The sequence below is a fragment of the Pseudoflavitalea sp. G-6-1-2 genome, assembly GCF_012927185.1.
GTDB lineage: Bacteria > Bacteroidota > Bacteroidia > Chitinophagales > Chitinophagaceae > Pseudobacter.
In genome coordinates, this window is the sequence record NZ_JABBGB010000002.1 from 870,955 (window position 1) to 887,719 (window position 16,765).

Here is a 16,765-nt window from a genome sequence, read left to right on the forward strand (position 1 = left end):
CTATTTCCGATATCTTTTATTTGGGTGCTTTTTTTGATGAACAACCGAGATAACAAGTATCGTTTTGGTTTTCTTGTATATTTTGTAAGCAATCGTATAGGGGAAAACATCAAGGGTAGCTTCCCTGTAACCTTTTTTTGATTTCTGACTGAAGAACTCCGGATTTGCGGAGATTTGATCAAGTTTAGCCTGCGCCATTTTGAGAAAGCGTTCGCCTAAACCCACTTTATTACCTTCATACCATTCATAGGCTTCAAGATAATCGGCATACACTTTTTCATGAAACAACAGCTGGTAATTCATTTCTTGCCCTTATATGCCTTCCTCACTTTTGATTCCAGTTGTTCAAGCGTTAGTACTTTTGCATTTCCTGTTTCGTACTCTTTTGTTCTGCGATCGAGTTCTGCGATGAACTCTTCGTCTTCCCAAACATCATTGTCGTTTTCAGTCGCGAAAGTCTTTACAACCGTCAATACAGCTTTCTTCTGATTCTCGTTTAATTGAGTCAGATAATCATTGATTTCTTTAACCAGTTTGGTAGCCGCACTCATACATTCAGGTTTACAACAAATTTACTTAAAACACGCTCACTGTCCAACTACGAGTGAACTTCGCCCGATATCCGGCCGGCAGTTACCGTTATCGCCACCATCACTCCCTTGCCGCACTCCATCATTATTCAATCAAATCTCCATCATCGCTTCTATTCACTCCCATCTATTTTCTAAATCAACTCAATGACGAATTCAGCCTTCTCGAAAACTTAAACACATTCACCCTGTTCACAATATCTTCAGAAATATCATACACCACAGACTCGTTCTTATAATCGATATTGAGCTGCTCAAACAGCGGTTTGGCATTCAGATAATAGTATTCTCCAGCCTTACTTATCTTAAAATTATCATCTTTAAGTCCGGGATAAACAATTACATAGAGATGATTATCGGCAGGATCATCTTCATTGATGGCTACCGCCGCACTGTAGCCAACTGCAAGCCGCATTTTTCTGGCAGCGGCCGTACTGAATCCGAGTTTTCCATTCTTATGAGCGGTTGCTCTTAAATTTCGGTCGGGGTTTTCCGGGGTAATGAACCTGAGTTTCATATCTCAAATCTATCATGCTGATGTCAATCCTGCAAGTGCCTGCTTTAAAAACTCTGTCAGTCTATTTTTGCTACTCCATCACTTTTCCATTATTCAACACTCATAAAAATGGCAGAGGTCGGATAACCCCTGCCAATATTTTCAGCCTGCTCTACAGCGTCGGCGGCAAATGAATTATTTGGATCTAGAACACTGTAACCGTCCAGCTGCGGGTGAACTTCGCCCCTGCTTCCAGCTTATTGATCCCTTCTTTTTCTTCCAGCAGCTGCATCGAATCTATGCTATCGGCAATGCCGCACCAGGGTTCGATACAAAGAAAATCGGCGCCGGGCGCTGCCCAGATCCCCAGATACGGGAAACCCGGAAACTCCATTTTCAATCCATGTTCAGACTGATGCGAGCGCAAACTCACGGCCGAAGAATTGAGATGCTTGAACACCAGCGCATCTGTTGCGAACAGCGCCTTATTCAGCGGCAACACCTTCGTATCATTCAAAAAAGGAATGGAAGAAGTTTTCAGCAATCCGCCGTCAGCGATCGGCCAGCGGCCAGCATTTTCTTCCTGCTCAAATTCGAGGTAATAATCATCATATACATTATCCGCAACAATCGGCAATGCAAATGCCGGATGGCCTCCTACCGAGCAATACATCGTTTCTTTCCCGGTATTCACTATTTCGTAGGTAACGGCAATGCTGTTGTCGAGAACGGTGTACCCTATGCGGAAATCGAAATTGAATGGAAATGCTTTCAGGGAAGCTTCATTTTGCTTCAGCAGAAAAATGATGCGGTCGAAATCCTGCGACTCCACTGCAAACTGGTTGTCGCGGGCAAATCCATGCCTTGGCAGGTTGTATAATTCACCATTGAATACATAAGTGTTATCCTTTAGTGCGCCTACAATAGGAAACAACACGGGCGAGTGTTTGCCCCATACCGCGGGATCGCCCTTCCACATATATTCAATACCGGTTTCTTTCTGTACCAGGCTCTGCAATTCTGCGCCTTTGGGGTGAAGAGTGGCCTTCAGGAGATGGCTTTCGATGGTAAACATGCAGCAATTTAACAAAAAGCCTGATCCTTGCCTTTTGCCGTTGAAATAAATCGGCGGGTGCTGCGACAAATGTACCGGAACTATCACCTAAATTTGGAATATGCGTCGTATCATCGAAATCCTCGGCAGCAGCCTCAACCTAACCTGGCAGGAATTTAAATCGCATAAGCTCAGAACCCTGCTCTCCCTTTCGGGGGTTGGTTTTGGCATTCTCTGCATCATTGGGGTACTGGCTACTGTGAACAGTCTCGAATATGCTGTTCAGCAGGATGTGAAGTCGCTCGGTTCCAACAGCATTTATATCGACAAATGGGAATACGGCGGAGGCGCCGACTATCCCTGGTGGAAATACGTAAACCGTCCTTCTCCCAAATACGATGAGATGGAACTGCTGAAACAAAAAGTACCGGCAATCGGGTTCATCGCTTTCACCGCTGCCATCAACGGAACACTCGAATACAACGGCAGTATCCTCAGCGGACTTAATTATTATGGCATCTCGGAAGATTTCAACCGGCTTCAACCAATTGAAGTAGGATACGGCCGTTATTTTCTGCCGAATGAATTCGATCAGGGCACAGGCACCATCGTACTCGGCTACATGGTGGCCGAAAACCTCTTCGGTTCGGATGTAACCAAGGGCCTCGGCAAAACCCTCAAACTGAAAGACGGACAACGTGTGTCCGTAGTAGGTATTCTGAAGAAAAAAGGCAAGAGCATGCTCGGCGGATGGGATTACGACAACAACGTACTCATCACCCGCAATTTTCTGAAACAACTGGCCAGGGAAGACTGGGCCGGTCCATCTATATTGGTAGTAGGAAAAGAAGGCATCACCATTGCCCAACTGAAAGATGAGCTGCAGGGCGCGATGCGTTCCATCCGCAAGCTCAAACCCACACAGGAAGACAATTTCGCACTCAACGATATCGACGCACTCAGCGGATTCTTCACCGACATCTTCGATGGTGTGAACAAAGGAGGATGGGCTATCGCCACTCTTTCACTGATCGTAGGCATGTTCGGCGTAGCGAATATCATGTTCGTAACCGTTCGTGAACGCACTTCACAGATCGGATTGAAGAAAGCCATCGGCGCGAAGAAGATCACTATCCTCACAGAGTTTCTCCTTGAATCATCCTTCCTCTGCATTATCGGAGGGATGCTGGGATTGCTGGTAGTATTGCTCATCAGCTTCATCCTCTCGGCCGTTCTCGGATTTACCGTATTTGTGGCTCCGGGCATCATTCTGCTGGCCATCACCATCTGTATTGTGGTGGGTATTCTGGCAGGGATCATTCCTGCTTCCATCGCAGCCAGAATGGATCCGGTAGTAGCTATCCGCACCAAATAAGCGGTTGATCGCACAATCGTTCTTGTATGTACATTTGCAGGGAATATGAGCATCACAATCCTTGCAATAGAATCGAGCTGCGACGAAACTTCGGCCGCAGTATGCGTAGACGGAAAGATCCTTTCAAATATCATTGCCAGCCAGTCGGTACATGAGCAATATGGCGGTGTGGTGCCCGAACTGGCATCGCGGGCGCATATGCAGAACATCGTTCCGGTGGTGGACAAGGCTTTGAAAGAAGCCGGCGTTACCATGAGCGACCTCAATGCCATTGCTTTTACACAGGCTCCCGGCCTCATCGGCAGCCTGCTCGTAGGCGCACAATTCGCCAAATCGCTGGCACTCGCACTGAATATTCCGCTCATCGCCGTACACCATATGCAGGCTCATGTGCTGGCCAATCTGATAGATGATCCCAAACCATCGTTCCCCTTCCTTTGCCTCACTGTGAGCGGAGGACATACGCAGATTGTGCAGTGCGACAGTCCGCATGAAATGCGCATCATCGGCGAAACCATCGACGATGCCGCAGGCGAAGCATTCGACAAATCGGCCAAGATGCTGGGACTTCCCTATCCAGGCGGACCACTCATAGACAAACACGCGAAGAACGGAGATCCCAATCGTTTCAAACTTCCCGAACCGCAGATACCCGGACTGAACTTCAGTTTCAGCGGACTCAAAACCGCCATTCTTTATCTGTTGCAGGATAACACCAAAACCGATCCTCAATTCATCGAAAAGAATGTGGACGATCTCTGCGCTTCCATTCAGCATCGCATCATCAGCATACTGATGAACAAGATGAAGAAAGCATCCATTCAGACCGGCATCAAAGACATCTGTATTGCAGGTGGCGTATCGGCCAACGGCGGACTGAGGTCAGCACTGAAAACAATGGGCGAAACACAGGGATGGAATACTTTCATTCCGGCATTTCAGTATTGCACGGACAATGCGGGGATGATAGCCATCACCGGTTACTTCAAATATCTTAAAGGTGATGCTGCTGCGTTAGCGGTTAGTCCATCCGCAAGAGCAGAGTGGTAATCATTTCCAACATCAAATTCAACCGATGGCAAACGGTTACTTTCAATTCAAGCAGTTTACGGTAAATCAGGATCAGTGTGCCATGAAAGTGTGCACCGACGCCTGCATTTTCGGAGCATGGTTTGCAGCGAAGACCGCCGACTACACCACTGTACTCGATATAGGAGCAGGCACAGGATTGTTAAGCCTGATGTTTGCGCAGAAATCAAATTCAGAGATCCACGGCATAGAACTCGATCTCGGCGCATACAAGCAATTGAAGGGAAACGTGCAGGGCAGCATCTGGAAAGACCGCATTACAGTGTTCCCCGGCGATGCACGCTCCTACTCCTTCCCTATCAAATACGATTTCATCATCACCAATCCGCCTTTCTTCGAGAATGATCTTGCATCGGCAAGTGAAGGAGAACAACTAGCGAAGCACAGCAAGCAACTCACCCTCGAAGAACTGATTGGAGTGATCTCACGAAACTTAGAGCCACACGGGGCTTTCGGCATATTACTGCCTTATCACAGATGGGAATATTTTCATCAGCTGGCAACAGCAAATGGATTTTCGCTCGTAGAAAATCTGCTTGTGAAGCAAACACCGAAGCATGATTATTTCAGAAGCATATTGCATTACAGCAGGGTGAACGATCAGTTCAATCCGGCGTTTGAGCTTACTATCAAAGGAGCGGATAATGAGTATACGAAAGAGTTTACGGAGTTGCTGAAAGATTATTATCTCTACCTGTAATCATATCCCCATAAAAAAATCCGGCACTACAACAAGCAGTACCGGATTCAAAAAAGTTTTACAGCTTACTTACCCGCTGCGTAATCCGCGAGATAATCGAAACGCGCAGTAAGTTTTCCTTCCTTCACCATCGTGGCTCCCTCGATCACTGCTGACTGATTATTCTTCAACAGATCTTCGAGCACATACTTTATCAGCTGCTCGCCGAAATAGCGACTGGCATCGCGTGGCAGCTCATTCGGCAGATTACCCACAGCCATTACATCCACACTGCTTTGCAGATGTGCCGTTGTTTTTTCAAATGTATTTTTATCTACTCCGTAGATGGGATCTTCGATAGTCTGATCGCCGAGATTGATAGGTACCGAACCGAATGCATCATCGGTAATATCGGCGATGGTATTCATGCGCCATGCAGGATTCTGTACATCCTGGTTTTCGAAAAGCCTTGGCATAGCTGTATCCCAGTAGATGCCATTCATGAGAATATCCGACTGCAATGCATATGGCAGGAATTTGCAGTTGTACTGCTCCGGATGATCGTGAAAGTGAATGCGGTTGTAAGGCGCTCCGGATTTCTGTTCGTAAAGATCTGCACCTTTCAATTGCGTATATACGGGATAGGTATATTGTTTCTTCAGGTAATCTTCCGGCTCTACTTCGTGAATGCCCATAAGGTTCATGATCTCGAGAATGCCATGTGCCACACGGCCGCTTCCTGTTACAACAATTTTTACAGGAGGAATGCGCAATCCGAAATAGGTATGGATCAGTTCGCGGAAGCTGCGTTGCTTGTGTACACGAACGAGATCGTATGCGCCGGTGCGATGGCCGTAGCTCATCATCCCATTGTGTGCCCCCACTACGCCGGCGAAGAATCCGAAACCGAGGATACGTTGACCGTCCTCATGCTCCAGGCATTCGTAATCGATCAGCGTGATCTTATCTGCAATGATCTTCTGAAACAGTTTTTGATTATAAGATTGCTTTTTGCGGGTATGAGAAAAGAAGAGATAGGTTTTGCCTGCAATGAGCTGATCTTTCGGAACTTCCTTGATGCCGAGCAGGATGCTGCATTCGCTGATATCTTCCTGAACATCAACACCTGCCATCTGATATTCCCTGTCGGAGAAGCAGCGATTGGGCGAAGATTGGGCAATCACACGCACACCGGGTGCGTTCTTATGGATCCATTTGCATTGTGCCGGTGTCAGCGCAACACGGTTGTCTGCTGGTATCTTGCCTTCGCGGATGAGTCCGATTTTAATCATTTTCGTATTTTTGCGTTGCAAATGTACAATTTCAATGAATTATCCCGCATGGTTGAACAAGTTCTGGGTGGTGATCCGGAAGATATTCTTTCCCAAAAAGAGTTGTTGCAAGTAACGGCATTGATGCAGGACTTTTCTGCAAATGCTGCTGATGTTTCGCCCCTTTTGCTGATGATGGCTTCGCAGATTTCGCAACAAAGCTCATCTGATGAAGATGAGGAGGAGGAAACTGAAGACTAAAGCCTGAAATTATTATGGATACTTATAATTCCTTAACATAGAAAAGGGTACCCAATACATATTGAGTACCCTTTTCTCGTTTAGAATGATTACTGCTGAACAGCCAGCAGCTTTGCAATCTTTTCATAATAGAAGTTCTGCCCATGACTACTTAAAGAATATTTATCATACTCTGCTTGTTCTTTATCAAGTTCTAGAACAAGTTTATCATATGCCTTCATAACTTTTAACATTAAATCAGGCTCGTAATATCCTATGAACTGTTTCATTTCGGCAGTAAATTTCCTTGCATAGATTTCTGCAATATCAAAGTGTCCCTGTTCATGCTTTAAGACAGTATGATCAGCATTCCGGGAAATCCAGGATTTCTTCTTGTAAAAAATTGCTGTTCCAGTAAATACAACTTTATCATCGACCATTTTGGGATCCATAATAAAGGTAACACTACAAAAAGCACCTGAGTTATGTCCAGAAGATTTTGCCAGACTATCCGCATACTGAAAATCGGCAACAGATAGATTACGAGATGATGACCATAAGAGCCCATCTTCTCTTTTTTCTGCAGCACTTGTAATTTGTTGCCCTTGTGTTGAACACCAGGGATTCACAATCAGAATGCATATTATACCTGTAATAAGCAACAAAAATTTCATTGTAGTTTATTTTTAATTTGCCATGAATATTAATGCCGAGATAATCTCGGTCAGAAATCATCGTAGAACAGACTCAACTTTACGGCCTGCCGGATCATTATACTGATTTCCAGCTTGAGTTGTTATTCTATTTCCATTAATCCCATAACGATTGATGAATATCCTTCGAATAGTCTCAGCTCTGGCCCTTGCAATACGAGCAATAGTAGAAGGTCGTCCGTTAAGGACACCGGGGCCATTTACGCGAGCAATGGGGCCAATGACTCTTAAGGGAAGACCCTGTGGATTATCAAGGCCTGTATTACCGGTCAGAGTCAAGGAGCGGTTCAGGTTGTTTGTCATTATTCGAGCGATAATCCTGATCTGCAATAGTCCCACATTATTTCCAGTTGGTGTAAGTTGATCTGAATTACCATTGAAGTTAATCTCAAGTGGATCTGGAACCATTTGACCTGTCTCAACTCTTAATGGTCTGAAATTACTTTGAACAGCTGGTATAGACGGATTAGGTAAGGGAAGAAATTGAGGAGCTTTGTAATTTATGGAGCTATAGGTTTCCGTTCTATAATACCCATATGACACTGGGCCATTAAACGAAATATGTGTAATATCAATCCCAAGTCTGGCATCCCCGCCTAATATTTTATCACCTGTTTGAATAATACCCCAATAGGAATCGTGTATCGGTTCATAAACCAATTTGCCGTATTTATGTACTCTGATCATAACTATCTTTAATTTACCTACCTGTTGAGAAACCTGATCATTGGCTGTTGCAGTGAGAATATCTCCAGAGGGTGCTGAAACAGTAAAACTTCCTGCAGCATAAGCTATCAGGCCTCCCGTTAACGCCCCTCCAATGGCATAATTCCATGGCTGCTTTGCATCTACCATCAACCCTACTGTACCTCCAACAATGAAACCAGCTGTCGCCCCGACAAGTGTTTGTTTGAAAAGACTCAATCCTGCAAACAAACCATCAACTGCCCCTCCTGAAGGATCCAGCAGATTTGCCGGGTTATTTCCCATCCCAATATACGGACTTGCAAACTGATCAAAAGGGTCAGTGCCTGTCCATCTTGCAGTTTGCGGGTCATACATTCTCAGTTCAAATTCATTGTACCCTGATTCTTCTTCCTCTTCACTGAATTCAGCCTGGAACCCGTATCGGATCTGTTGACGATAGAAAGCTTTGCTGCTGATTGCAGCTATCTTCATTCCATGAGGATAATAATGCTTCTCTTCAACAATAGCACTTCTTTCATGGGTTACTTTAAAATCATCAAAATATACCGGCCAATCACTTTCATTGCTGAGATACACATATGCATACCCATTTTTTGGCACCCTGATATTCAGCGCACTGACAGCATTATCGTTTGAGTTGCCACTTATTAACTTCGCACCGCTAGCCTCTCCGACATAATTGAAGTTTTCATCGAAGAACATGTAATTCAGGTAAGCTTTGGGGCGGCTTACATCAGGAGCCGGACGATTCTGCATGAACGGCAGCAATGGACTCAACACTGGGTCCTGCAAAACAGCCTGAATACCATCAGCTCCATTTTTCACCAGTTGATTTACCCCATTTCCACTTAACCCGCCGAGTAGACTAAAAACAACTGAATTGAGAATACTCTGACTATTTACAGGAGCTACAGGAAGATCATAGTAATACTTTGAATAAGCGCTTATAAAATCTCCACCCATCACCTTCAGCAACATATTCGGACCAACACATTTACCGTTTGCACCTCCTGTGCTTACAAGTTTTACAACAGAGCCCGATGTATTTGAGCTCCAGGAAGGAATCAAATCTTTGCTTATTCTGGTATCGTACAACTCGTTCCCTGCGTGCATCGGATTACCATTGTTATCTACTTTACCAAACAATCGCTCTTCTTCAGATGCTGCATTTATTTCCATTGAAGCTGAGTAAATATCCTTGTGGGACTCTTCTGAAAGTACCATTCGTACACTACCCTGATGATCTTTTACGAAATACTCATATACACCCCATTTATCTGTACTCAACTGTACGTTTCCGGTGTTAATTTTTGCGCTGGCACCTAATGGAGTGGTGCTGCTTACCGGCGTCATTATTCTTACACGGCCTTCATCATGTAAGTAGTATTCCAGCTCATTTTCCACATAAACAAAGTCTCCGGCATAATAGGTTGTTACCGGTGTCTGCCCTTGTTTGGTGACCTTTTTAGAAAGTTTATTACCCGTAGCATCATATACAAAGTCAACAATACTCTTATTTTCAAGAACGATTTTTTCCGGCTTGTTCAGGTGATTGAACACTATTCCATTGCCACTGCCTTCTCTGATTTTTTTGTTATTGTCTACTACGATATTACCGTTGGCGTCATATGTGTAATCATTTGCGTTCACATTAAAATTCTCATCTTTAAAATCACCTTGCAGGCCATTTGCAGTAGCTCCTGTACCAGGGTTATTGTCGAATACCTTCAGCAATTTATTACTCCATTCGCCCCCACTAACCTGCATGTAGGTGTACTGTAGTTTATCAATGAACACAGCAGCAGCAGTACCGGGCATTATGCCCATTCTGTTAAGTTGTTTCAGGTTTCCGTTTTCATCGTAAGTAATATCCTTTTCGGAAAAGTCTACTGCAGCATTGGTCCAGGTTGCATCAGCAGGGTTCGCCTTCTGATGAAAATCAGCTCCTGTGAGGCGGGCAGCATTGTCATATTTGAAATCATATTTTCTGGGAGTGTTGTCGCCTTGCGAACGCCAGATCACACCAGTCAGCAGATTGTCGTACCTGGTCGCTGCAAACCTGTTATCTACGTTTTCAGATTCCAGATAAATACCAAAATAACTATCCCATTGCGAGCCGGATGAGGCAGTTAATGCATAATCTTTATTAATACCGGTAAGCAGTCCCATGGCATTGTAAGAATACCGTAAAGATTCTAATACAGTGCCTGCACTGCCCGGTTTTTCTCCAATTTCTTTATTTTTTGTTCTGGCAAATTCATCATACTGATAGGATGCAATTTTTTTGAAACCTGAATTTCCTGGCTTTTGTTCAACGGCTAATAACTGACCTATCTTATCATAGCTATTCTTTTTCAGCAATGTGAAATCATTGAATGGGCTTCCGGGAGCACCGTGTTTGGTATACTCGCTCATCAATTTCCCATCAAAACTGTGTTGACTGGTTACAATATCAGAACCGTTCTTAATATTCTCACCGATAGTCTGAGATATATTCCCGTTTTCATCATAATAAATAGTGCTGATAAGGAATTGCGATGAACCAAGTACTCTAACTTTAGAACCGGTAACCATTCCCGTAGTACGATCGGTATGAGTGATCGGAAGGATATCACCTGTTACAGCATAAGCCAGAGTATTTGTATGGGTGTTATCAAAAGGTTTGACGCCTGGATAGTTGTACTTATCATAGTATTGATAACTGAGAATTGTGTACACTGAGGCATCATTTACGTTAACTGGGTAACTCCCTAAGGCATAAACGGTATATCCACCTGGCACACCATCACCAGTTATTTCAGCAGTAAACTCATCACCGGTCAAACTTTCAAATTCAGGAAGAAAATCGATACTCACGTCTGACCTGTACACGGATGGGGCATCCTGAATAGTTCTTGTTGTTACCGTCAAAGGACCCGTAACCGGAGTACCCTGAGTATAGTGAATCTCCATATTGGCGGAATTGTCTGCCACTGTCTGGAGATCAGCCTGCGAACCTGAAAATTTATAAATACCTGTCATAACCTGGCGATTGAATTCGTCAAAAACAAATGATGACCATTCAGGCACCTGCTTCGCAGCCTGATTTGCAGACTGAGTAAAAATCAGGCGATTTCTGATATCATAAACATATTTCTCAAGGCCTCCCCCAGCAATTCTTTTGGATATCACCCTACCTCTCCCATCATACAGATAGCTAAAGCAAAGCTCATCCACAATACTTTGGTTGATGACCCAGTTGGCTCCGTCGAGGTACTTTACCGCTTTGGGGGATATAATGAACCTTACCCGGTTGAAATCATCGTACACATAATAAGTGCACAACCAACCTTCATGTGCAATTGACAAGCCAGCTTCCTCATCAGCCAGCTGCTGTTTTTTCATTACCAGGTTTCCATTCAGATCAAAGTATTGAATCACTAATTTTTTCTCCTGATCTTTTAGGACAGTTTTCCTCAGTTTACCATCAGCGTAAACAGCAGTTGCAGTTGTTACAGGTAATGCGCCGGCTTCAACTCCAACCTTCCAGATATGTACATTTTCGATGGCTTTATTTACGATTGCATCTGAGAGATCCGTAGAAATACCAAGGTTATTTGTCTGCTTGTTAGTACCGGGGTCGATTTGGTTAATGATACGGTTGAGCGGGTTATTTTCAAAACCTGTTAAAGACCATGGAGAGCTTTCATTATAATTTGTTGCATAAAATTGCTGCTGTTCGGTGAAAACCGCTGTTTTGAAAGTTCCGGGTTGAGATGCCGAAGGATATGGCAAATAACCTTTGGGGCTTCTTCCCTGATTATCGAAAGCAGCCGGTGTTACCATATCGAGCCAACTACCGTTTGACGAGCTGATACCCTTATCAACCTGCTGGATTGTTCTTCCCAATCCATCAAGGTAGTTTGTCTTTTGTGTTTTCTTTCCAATCTCCAGATCATTCGCCTGATAAATAGATTGTATTCCTTTTGTATGGATGGTATAGGTACGGATATAATTCCTGTTCTCCGCATCAACATAAGTGTATTGGGGATTTATTTCCAGAATATTGGAGATCAGCATCTGGCCCTGACAGGTAGCTTTTCTTCTGATTCTGGTATCGCCGATAATCAAAGGAGCAGTTGCCGGATAAGCTTGCGTATTACCAATTACTTCCCATGGCCCGCCATCAACCGATGCTTCCCAGACATACTGATATTGATTGAAAATGCAAAGGCCACCTGAGGCAGGTATTGAAGAAATAGCCGGAGCCGACTTAAATGATACAGGTGAATTAAGTAAAATCGAGCCAGGGTCAAAATGAGCGTATTCAACCAATACTTCATTGGTAATATGATTCTCTCCATATATAGTTACTATACATCTGTAATAAGTATCCCTGTAACCATCAGGCAAGGCAGGAAGGTAGCTATCGTTTGTAGCTCCATTAATATTTTCCCACTGACCGGATGCACTCTTTTTTTGCCAGAGAAAGGTAGCTGGATAGTTGCCATAATTAGCAGTCAATACCACTGTAGATTCTCCATATTGTATGGATTGGTTAAATGGAGTGATAAATGGACCACCAACCAGTACTGTCATAGACCCGCTGTATCCATATAAATCTTCAAAAACATCTATGGTAGCTACGGCATATTCATTTGGCCATGTAATCTGGCAGCTATTTTGTCCACCTACAATTTCAACAGTAGGAGACGCACCCCAGGATACCAGGCTGCTTGGCGGAACTCCTTCAACTTCATAACTAATCTGTGATCCTTTTGGTACAACAATAGGCCCTTTAATCAGCAATTGCGAAAAAGTGCTGTTACAAGTCAGCAATAATATTGCTACGATAAGTATTCGCATAATGTAACAGTTAGTTTTTGTAATTGTATTCGAATGCCTTGAGAAGGTTGCGGTTTTGATCCATTATCTTTTTCAATCTGCCAAATTCATCGTACTCGTAATAAGTGATACGACCATTGACATCACACTCCGACTCCTTGCCAATACCAGGTAGCCAGGTAGAAGTTGAAAGGATTGAATTTGCCGGATAAAGCCTGAGTTCATCCAGCATTACATTTCCAGATAACCCAATATTATCCTGTAGCGTAATATTTTCCAGTTCATATTCATAATAAGTCCATCCACTAATTGGCACACTCGTTCTGACCGGTGATTTTGGGGTAGGTGCATTTACAGTAACGGGGCCGCCCTTGGACCAGAAAGACAGTATGAATTTTCTATTGCCCGTTGCTATTTTTGTATTCACAGTTCCGAAGGTCAGGTTGTAGACTCTTGTTCCTGTAGGTCCGGGTTCATCATATAAAATACTTTGCGGATCATATTCCCATCCTCCTTTTCCATCTGCTTCAAAAGAAGTATACCGGATATCGGAAGTAGTAGCATTGATACATTCAGCTACAACTTCTAACCCGTTATAATCATATAACCGGCACTTCCGGGCACCACCAAAATTGGTGACAACTTCCGTCATATGGCCACTGCCATCATAAATATGGGTTGAAGAGGGCTTCAGGTAATCATACCCAGTGAGATTGCTGGTTGAGAATTTGATTGTCGAAGCGATACTGTTTTCCAAGGGTATTGTCAGTTCTGACTGAAAGGTTTTCACAGGCTGAAAATCACCATTCGGAATACGGCCAAACTCGGTTACAGTGGAAGAAATGAGTTTTCGTTCGCCATCTGCGGCATTCTGCTTCCAGATGTTTACACTTAATGGAACTTGCAGAATATTATTAAGCTTCATATCATTGATTACACCGGAAACATTGTAATCACTGGAGTAATATGTAGTAGATCCGCTAATATCTCCTTTACTGTCTGCAACAGCCACCGTTTGTACCAGGTAGTTTCCCTGATTGTAGGTATAGTTGGTAGTATTCGATTGAACTGGTTGCTCTAATGAATTAAAGAGTGTTACAGTTGAATTTTTCAGTTCCATTCTTCCCAGAAGAGGATAATAGACTTCAGAAGTAATAAATTGATCTTCTGTTTCATCATAGGCTCGTAAATAAAAACCTATGATATAACGATTAGGAACCCAGGCACGGGATGCAAAATTCGCATCAAGGTACTCATAAGCAATGCTATTATATTCATTGGTAATATTTTTTACTTTTTTGCCGCTTGCATTATACCAGGTTGCTGTTTTCATATTACCATAGAGCCAGGGTGCATATCTTTGTTTGCCCATGCTGTATGGTGCAGTCATAGGCCCACCACTCCTAAAAGGATATTCCTGATCAGAAGTAAATTCATACACTACTTTCCCATTGGTTACCGGTGATGTACCAGATTGCACAATGTCAACTACTTCTACGCGTGAATACATTTGCGGCAACGGATTACCCAAATTAAGATTATCCAAATGAACCATAGCCACATCATAATCATGAAAATTGTCTCCTAGAATCTCGTCAAGAATCCGAAGTACAATATATACAATCACCATTTCGATAGTTCCACCCATTGTAACATTGAACATGGCTCCCCCAAGTGTACCCGCACTCATCGCCTGTGCCCTGCTCATGAGCAAATTGATTGCAAGTGAGGTTGTAAACTCTTTAGCATTTTCGCCGTACCCTCCGTCTTTGCTATGCTTATATTGTCGAAATACTTTTGATTCTCCGTAAATAGGTTTTTCGTATCCAAATGCAGAAGAAGTTCCGTCAGTATTAGTATAACGATATTCTTTAACAATATCTTTAGCATGATCTTCTCCATCATAGATGGTAGTACGCTTTACTCTTACTCCTCCGGAATATTTGCTTGAATATGTGCTCGCCTCAGCCTGGTTCAATTCATATTCATAAGTAATTGACCCACCCTCCGGATAGGTGACCTTATTCAACATGCCAAGACTGGGCATCAGTTGGTCATCCTTCGGATGAATTACTTTTTCAGTGAAGATTTGTCCGTTTATGTAGGAAGCCGTTCCATTATTCGTCTCAAAAACATCTGTAATTAAAGTTCCCCAGTATCCAAAATGATCGGTTTGAAAAGTCATGGTCGGTGGCAGGTTTACCACTGTAGAATTATATGGTATGTTGTAAGAAAATCTATAAGGCGGAATCGTTCCATTACTGCTTCCGAATTTTTGGATTTGCTTAAGACACAATCTTGTCCATCGCCACTCCCATTCATTAAACTGTCGGTTTAGTGGCCATAATTCTGTACGGGACATGTACTCATAACTAAAGTTGTACCCAGACAACAACTTGTAACCCTGAAATATCTTTATGACATGGAGAGCATATTCCCCAGGTAAATCAGCTCTTTGTATGCCATAATCAAACGTAACCGACTTATTATCCGGCATATCGATTCGCTTTAGTCTTTGAGTACGTGACTCTATGGTAGTCTTAAGAAACTGCATAGACTTTTTAGGTGTGTTCCCTATATAAACAGTTTGCGCAGTCACTTGCCGAGGCCCTTCCGCTGTAATCGTATATGGTTCATATGTGAAGCTTACCTTCTTTTGGGTTAGGGGGTTTTTTATTTCGGAAAGAAACCATTTGGTAACAATCTTATCTCTATAATTTACAGGATTTCTCTTCGCAGTAAGGTTACTGAGCATTTGTAGATTGCTTGTTTTTCTATATTCAAATACTGTAGATAACTCCAATTGATCAAACTTATATTCAATCCCCTGCTCATCCCGAATAGTAAAGGAGGATATTTTTGTTCTCACATTTTGCTGCAACATATTCGTCTCAACGAAGCTCACATTCAATTTAGCATCGCCGATTATTTTTACTTCCTTATTCTTTCCAATAATAAACTGTCCCGTTCGTCCTCCGAACTGAAACAGGTAGCGATCCTGTTCCCTATCATCGATATTTAACTTGTAATCCTGCCAGGTACCACTAGGAAGTGTAGGTACATAGGATCCAACAGCAGGAGGCAAATTCGTGGGAGACATGGGAGAATACATATAACCCTCGGGGAAAAACTCGTTTGCAATTTTTCCTACAATCAACATGTCGTTACGGCCATGTTCATTCGAAGTACTCTGATCATCTGGTTCACCATACTGTACCCGAGAAATAACACCACCTGCATTGAGCGACCACCCCGCACCTACATTGGATGCATATTCATTTAGCCGAACACCGTTCCCATATACGTAGTTCATTGAGATATCAACACTCAACCGGTTTCTTTCATCAGTATTCTTAAACAATGGAATATTAACTTCAGCGCTACCAGTAGGGAGATTCACCTGAGCTGACACAGTTATAGTCAGACACAAGAATGTCAGAAAAACAAAATTTTTCATAAATTCAACAGTAAATTAAGCCACAACCACCGTGATTTCCGGATTGACATAAATCACCTGAACATCCGCTGGCGCAGCATTCAATAAATAAAATCGGAAATTATGTGCATATTCACCGCCATGCGTGGTTGCAAAAAACCGGGGCTGAAAGTCGACGCAAAGGAGAAGAAAACTGCAATGAATAAAGATCAATTGTTGCGTTCACTCATTCGCATAAATGGATTTAGGTGATCCTAAGGTAAAACTTTTTATTTAGCTGGCAGATTATA

Annotated in this window: 12 protein-coding genes; 4 read left to right on the plus strand and 8 right to left on the minus strand. The window is 43.1% G+C overall.

Annotated features, from left to right (window positions below; translation table 11 throughout):
* The 4 genes from HHL16_RS13160 to HHL16_RS13175 form a co-directional block, all read right to left on the minus strand.
* Positions 1-303, minus strand: a complete 303-nt coding sequence (locus HHL16_RS13160) for a type II toxin-antitoxin system RelE/ParE family toxin (protein ID WP_169425658.1) — start codon at positions 301-303, stop codon at positions 1-3.
* Positions 300-551 (minus strand): hypothetical protein, encoded by a 252-nt coding sequence (locus HHL16_RS13165; protein ID WP_169425659.1) that lies wholly within the window; start codon positions 549-551, stop codon positions 300-302. Before HHL16_RS13165 ends, HHL16_RS13160 begins: the two co-directional genes overlap by 4 nt.
* Before the next feature lie 178 nt (positions 552-729).
* Positions 730-1,107 (minus strand): hypothetical protein, encoded by a 378-nt coding sequence (locus tag HHL16_RS13170; protein WP_169425660.1) that lies wholly within the window; start codon positions 1,105-1,107, stop codon positions 730-732.
* 184 nt (positions 1,108-1,291) lie between these two features.
* Positions 1,292-2,161: an aldose 1-epimerase family protein gene (locus HHL16_RS13175; protein WP_169425661.1), complete on the minus strand. Its 870-nt coding sequence runs from the start codon at positions 2,159-2,161 to the stop codon at positions 1,292-1,294.
* A 100-nt stretch (positions 2,162-2,261) separates the two neighbouring features.
* On the opposite strand from HHL16_RS13175, the gene HHL16_RS13180 reads away from it, so the two are divergent.
* Genes HHL16_RS13180 through HHL16_RS13190 form a run of 3 tightly spaced genes read left to right on the plus strand, consistent with a single transcriptional unit; the run spans position 2,262 to position 5,304 of the window.
* Positions 2,262-3,515, plus strand: coding sequence for an ABC transporter permease (locus tag HHL16_RS13180; RefSeq protein WP_169425662.1), 1,254 nt, complete (start codon positions 2,262-2,264; stop codon positions 3,513-3,515).
* A 45-nt stretch (positions 3,516-3,560) separates the two neighbouring features.
* Complete coding sequence (gene tsaD, locus HHL16_RS13185) at positions 3,561-4,565, plus strand: tRNA (adenosine(37)-N6)-threonylcarbamoyltransferase complex transferase subunit TsaD (protein WP_169425663.1); 1,005 nt, start codon at positions 3,561-3,563, stop codon at positions 4,563-4,565.
* Positions 4,566-4,590: 25 nt separating this feature from the next.
* Entirely contained in the window at positions 4,591-5,304 is a 714-nt protein-coding gene (locus HHL16_RS13190) for a methyltransferase (protein ID WP_169425664.1), read from the plus strand.
* Between the two features lie 65 nt (positions 5,305-5,369).
* On the opposite strand, the gene HHL16_RS13195 is transcribed toward HHL16_RS13190, so the two are convergent.
* Entirely contained in the window at positions 5,370-6,575 is a 1,206-nt protein-coding gene (locus HHL16_RS13195) for an NAD(P)-dependent oxidoreductase (RefSeq protein ID WP_169425665.1), read from the minus strand.
* A 48-nt stretch (positions 6,576-6,623) separates the two neighbouring features.
* Here HHL16_RS13195 and HHL16_RS13200 point away from each other — a divergent pair, with 48 nt between their 5' ends.
* Positions 6,624-6,815, plus strand: a complete 192-nt coding sequence (locus tag HHL16_RS13200) for a hypothetical protein (protein WP_169425666.1) — start codon at positions 6,624-6,626, stop codon at positions 6,813-6,815.
* A gap of 89 nt (positions 6,816-6,904) precedes the next feature.
* Here the strand turns inward: HHL16_RS13200 and HHL16_RS13205 are convergent, their stop codons facing one another.
* From HHL16_RS13205 to HHL16_RS13215, 3 genes are read right to left on the minus strand one after another with little or no spacing between them, the layout of a single operon-like run.
* Positions 6,905-7,468, minus strand: coding sequence for a hypothetical protein (locus HHL16_RS13205; RefSeq protein ID WP_169425667.1), 564 nt, complete (start codon positions 7,466-7,468; stop codon positions 6,905-6,907).
* A 57-nt stretch (positions 7,469-7,525) separates the two neighbouring features.
* On the minus strand, positions 7,526-13,060 hold the full coding sequence (locus HHL16_RS13210) for a DUF6443 domain-containing protein (protein ID WP_169425668.1): 5,535 nt from the start codon (positions 13,058-13,060) through the stop codon (positions 7,526-7,528).
* A 10-nt stretch (positions 13,061-13,070) separates the two neighbouring features.
* Positions 13,071-16,496, minus strand: coding sequence for a hypothetical protein (locus tag HHL16_RS13215; RefSeq protein ID WP_169425669.1), 3,426 nt, complete (start codon positions 16,494-16,496; stop codon positions 13,071-13,073).
* Between the last annotated feature and the right edge of the window lie 269 nt (positions 16,497-16,765).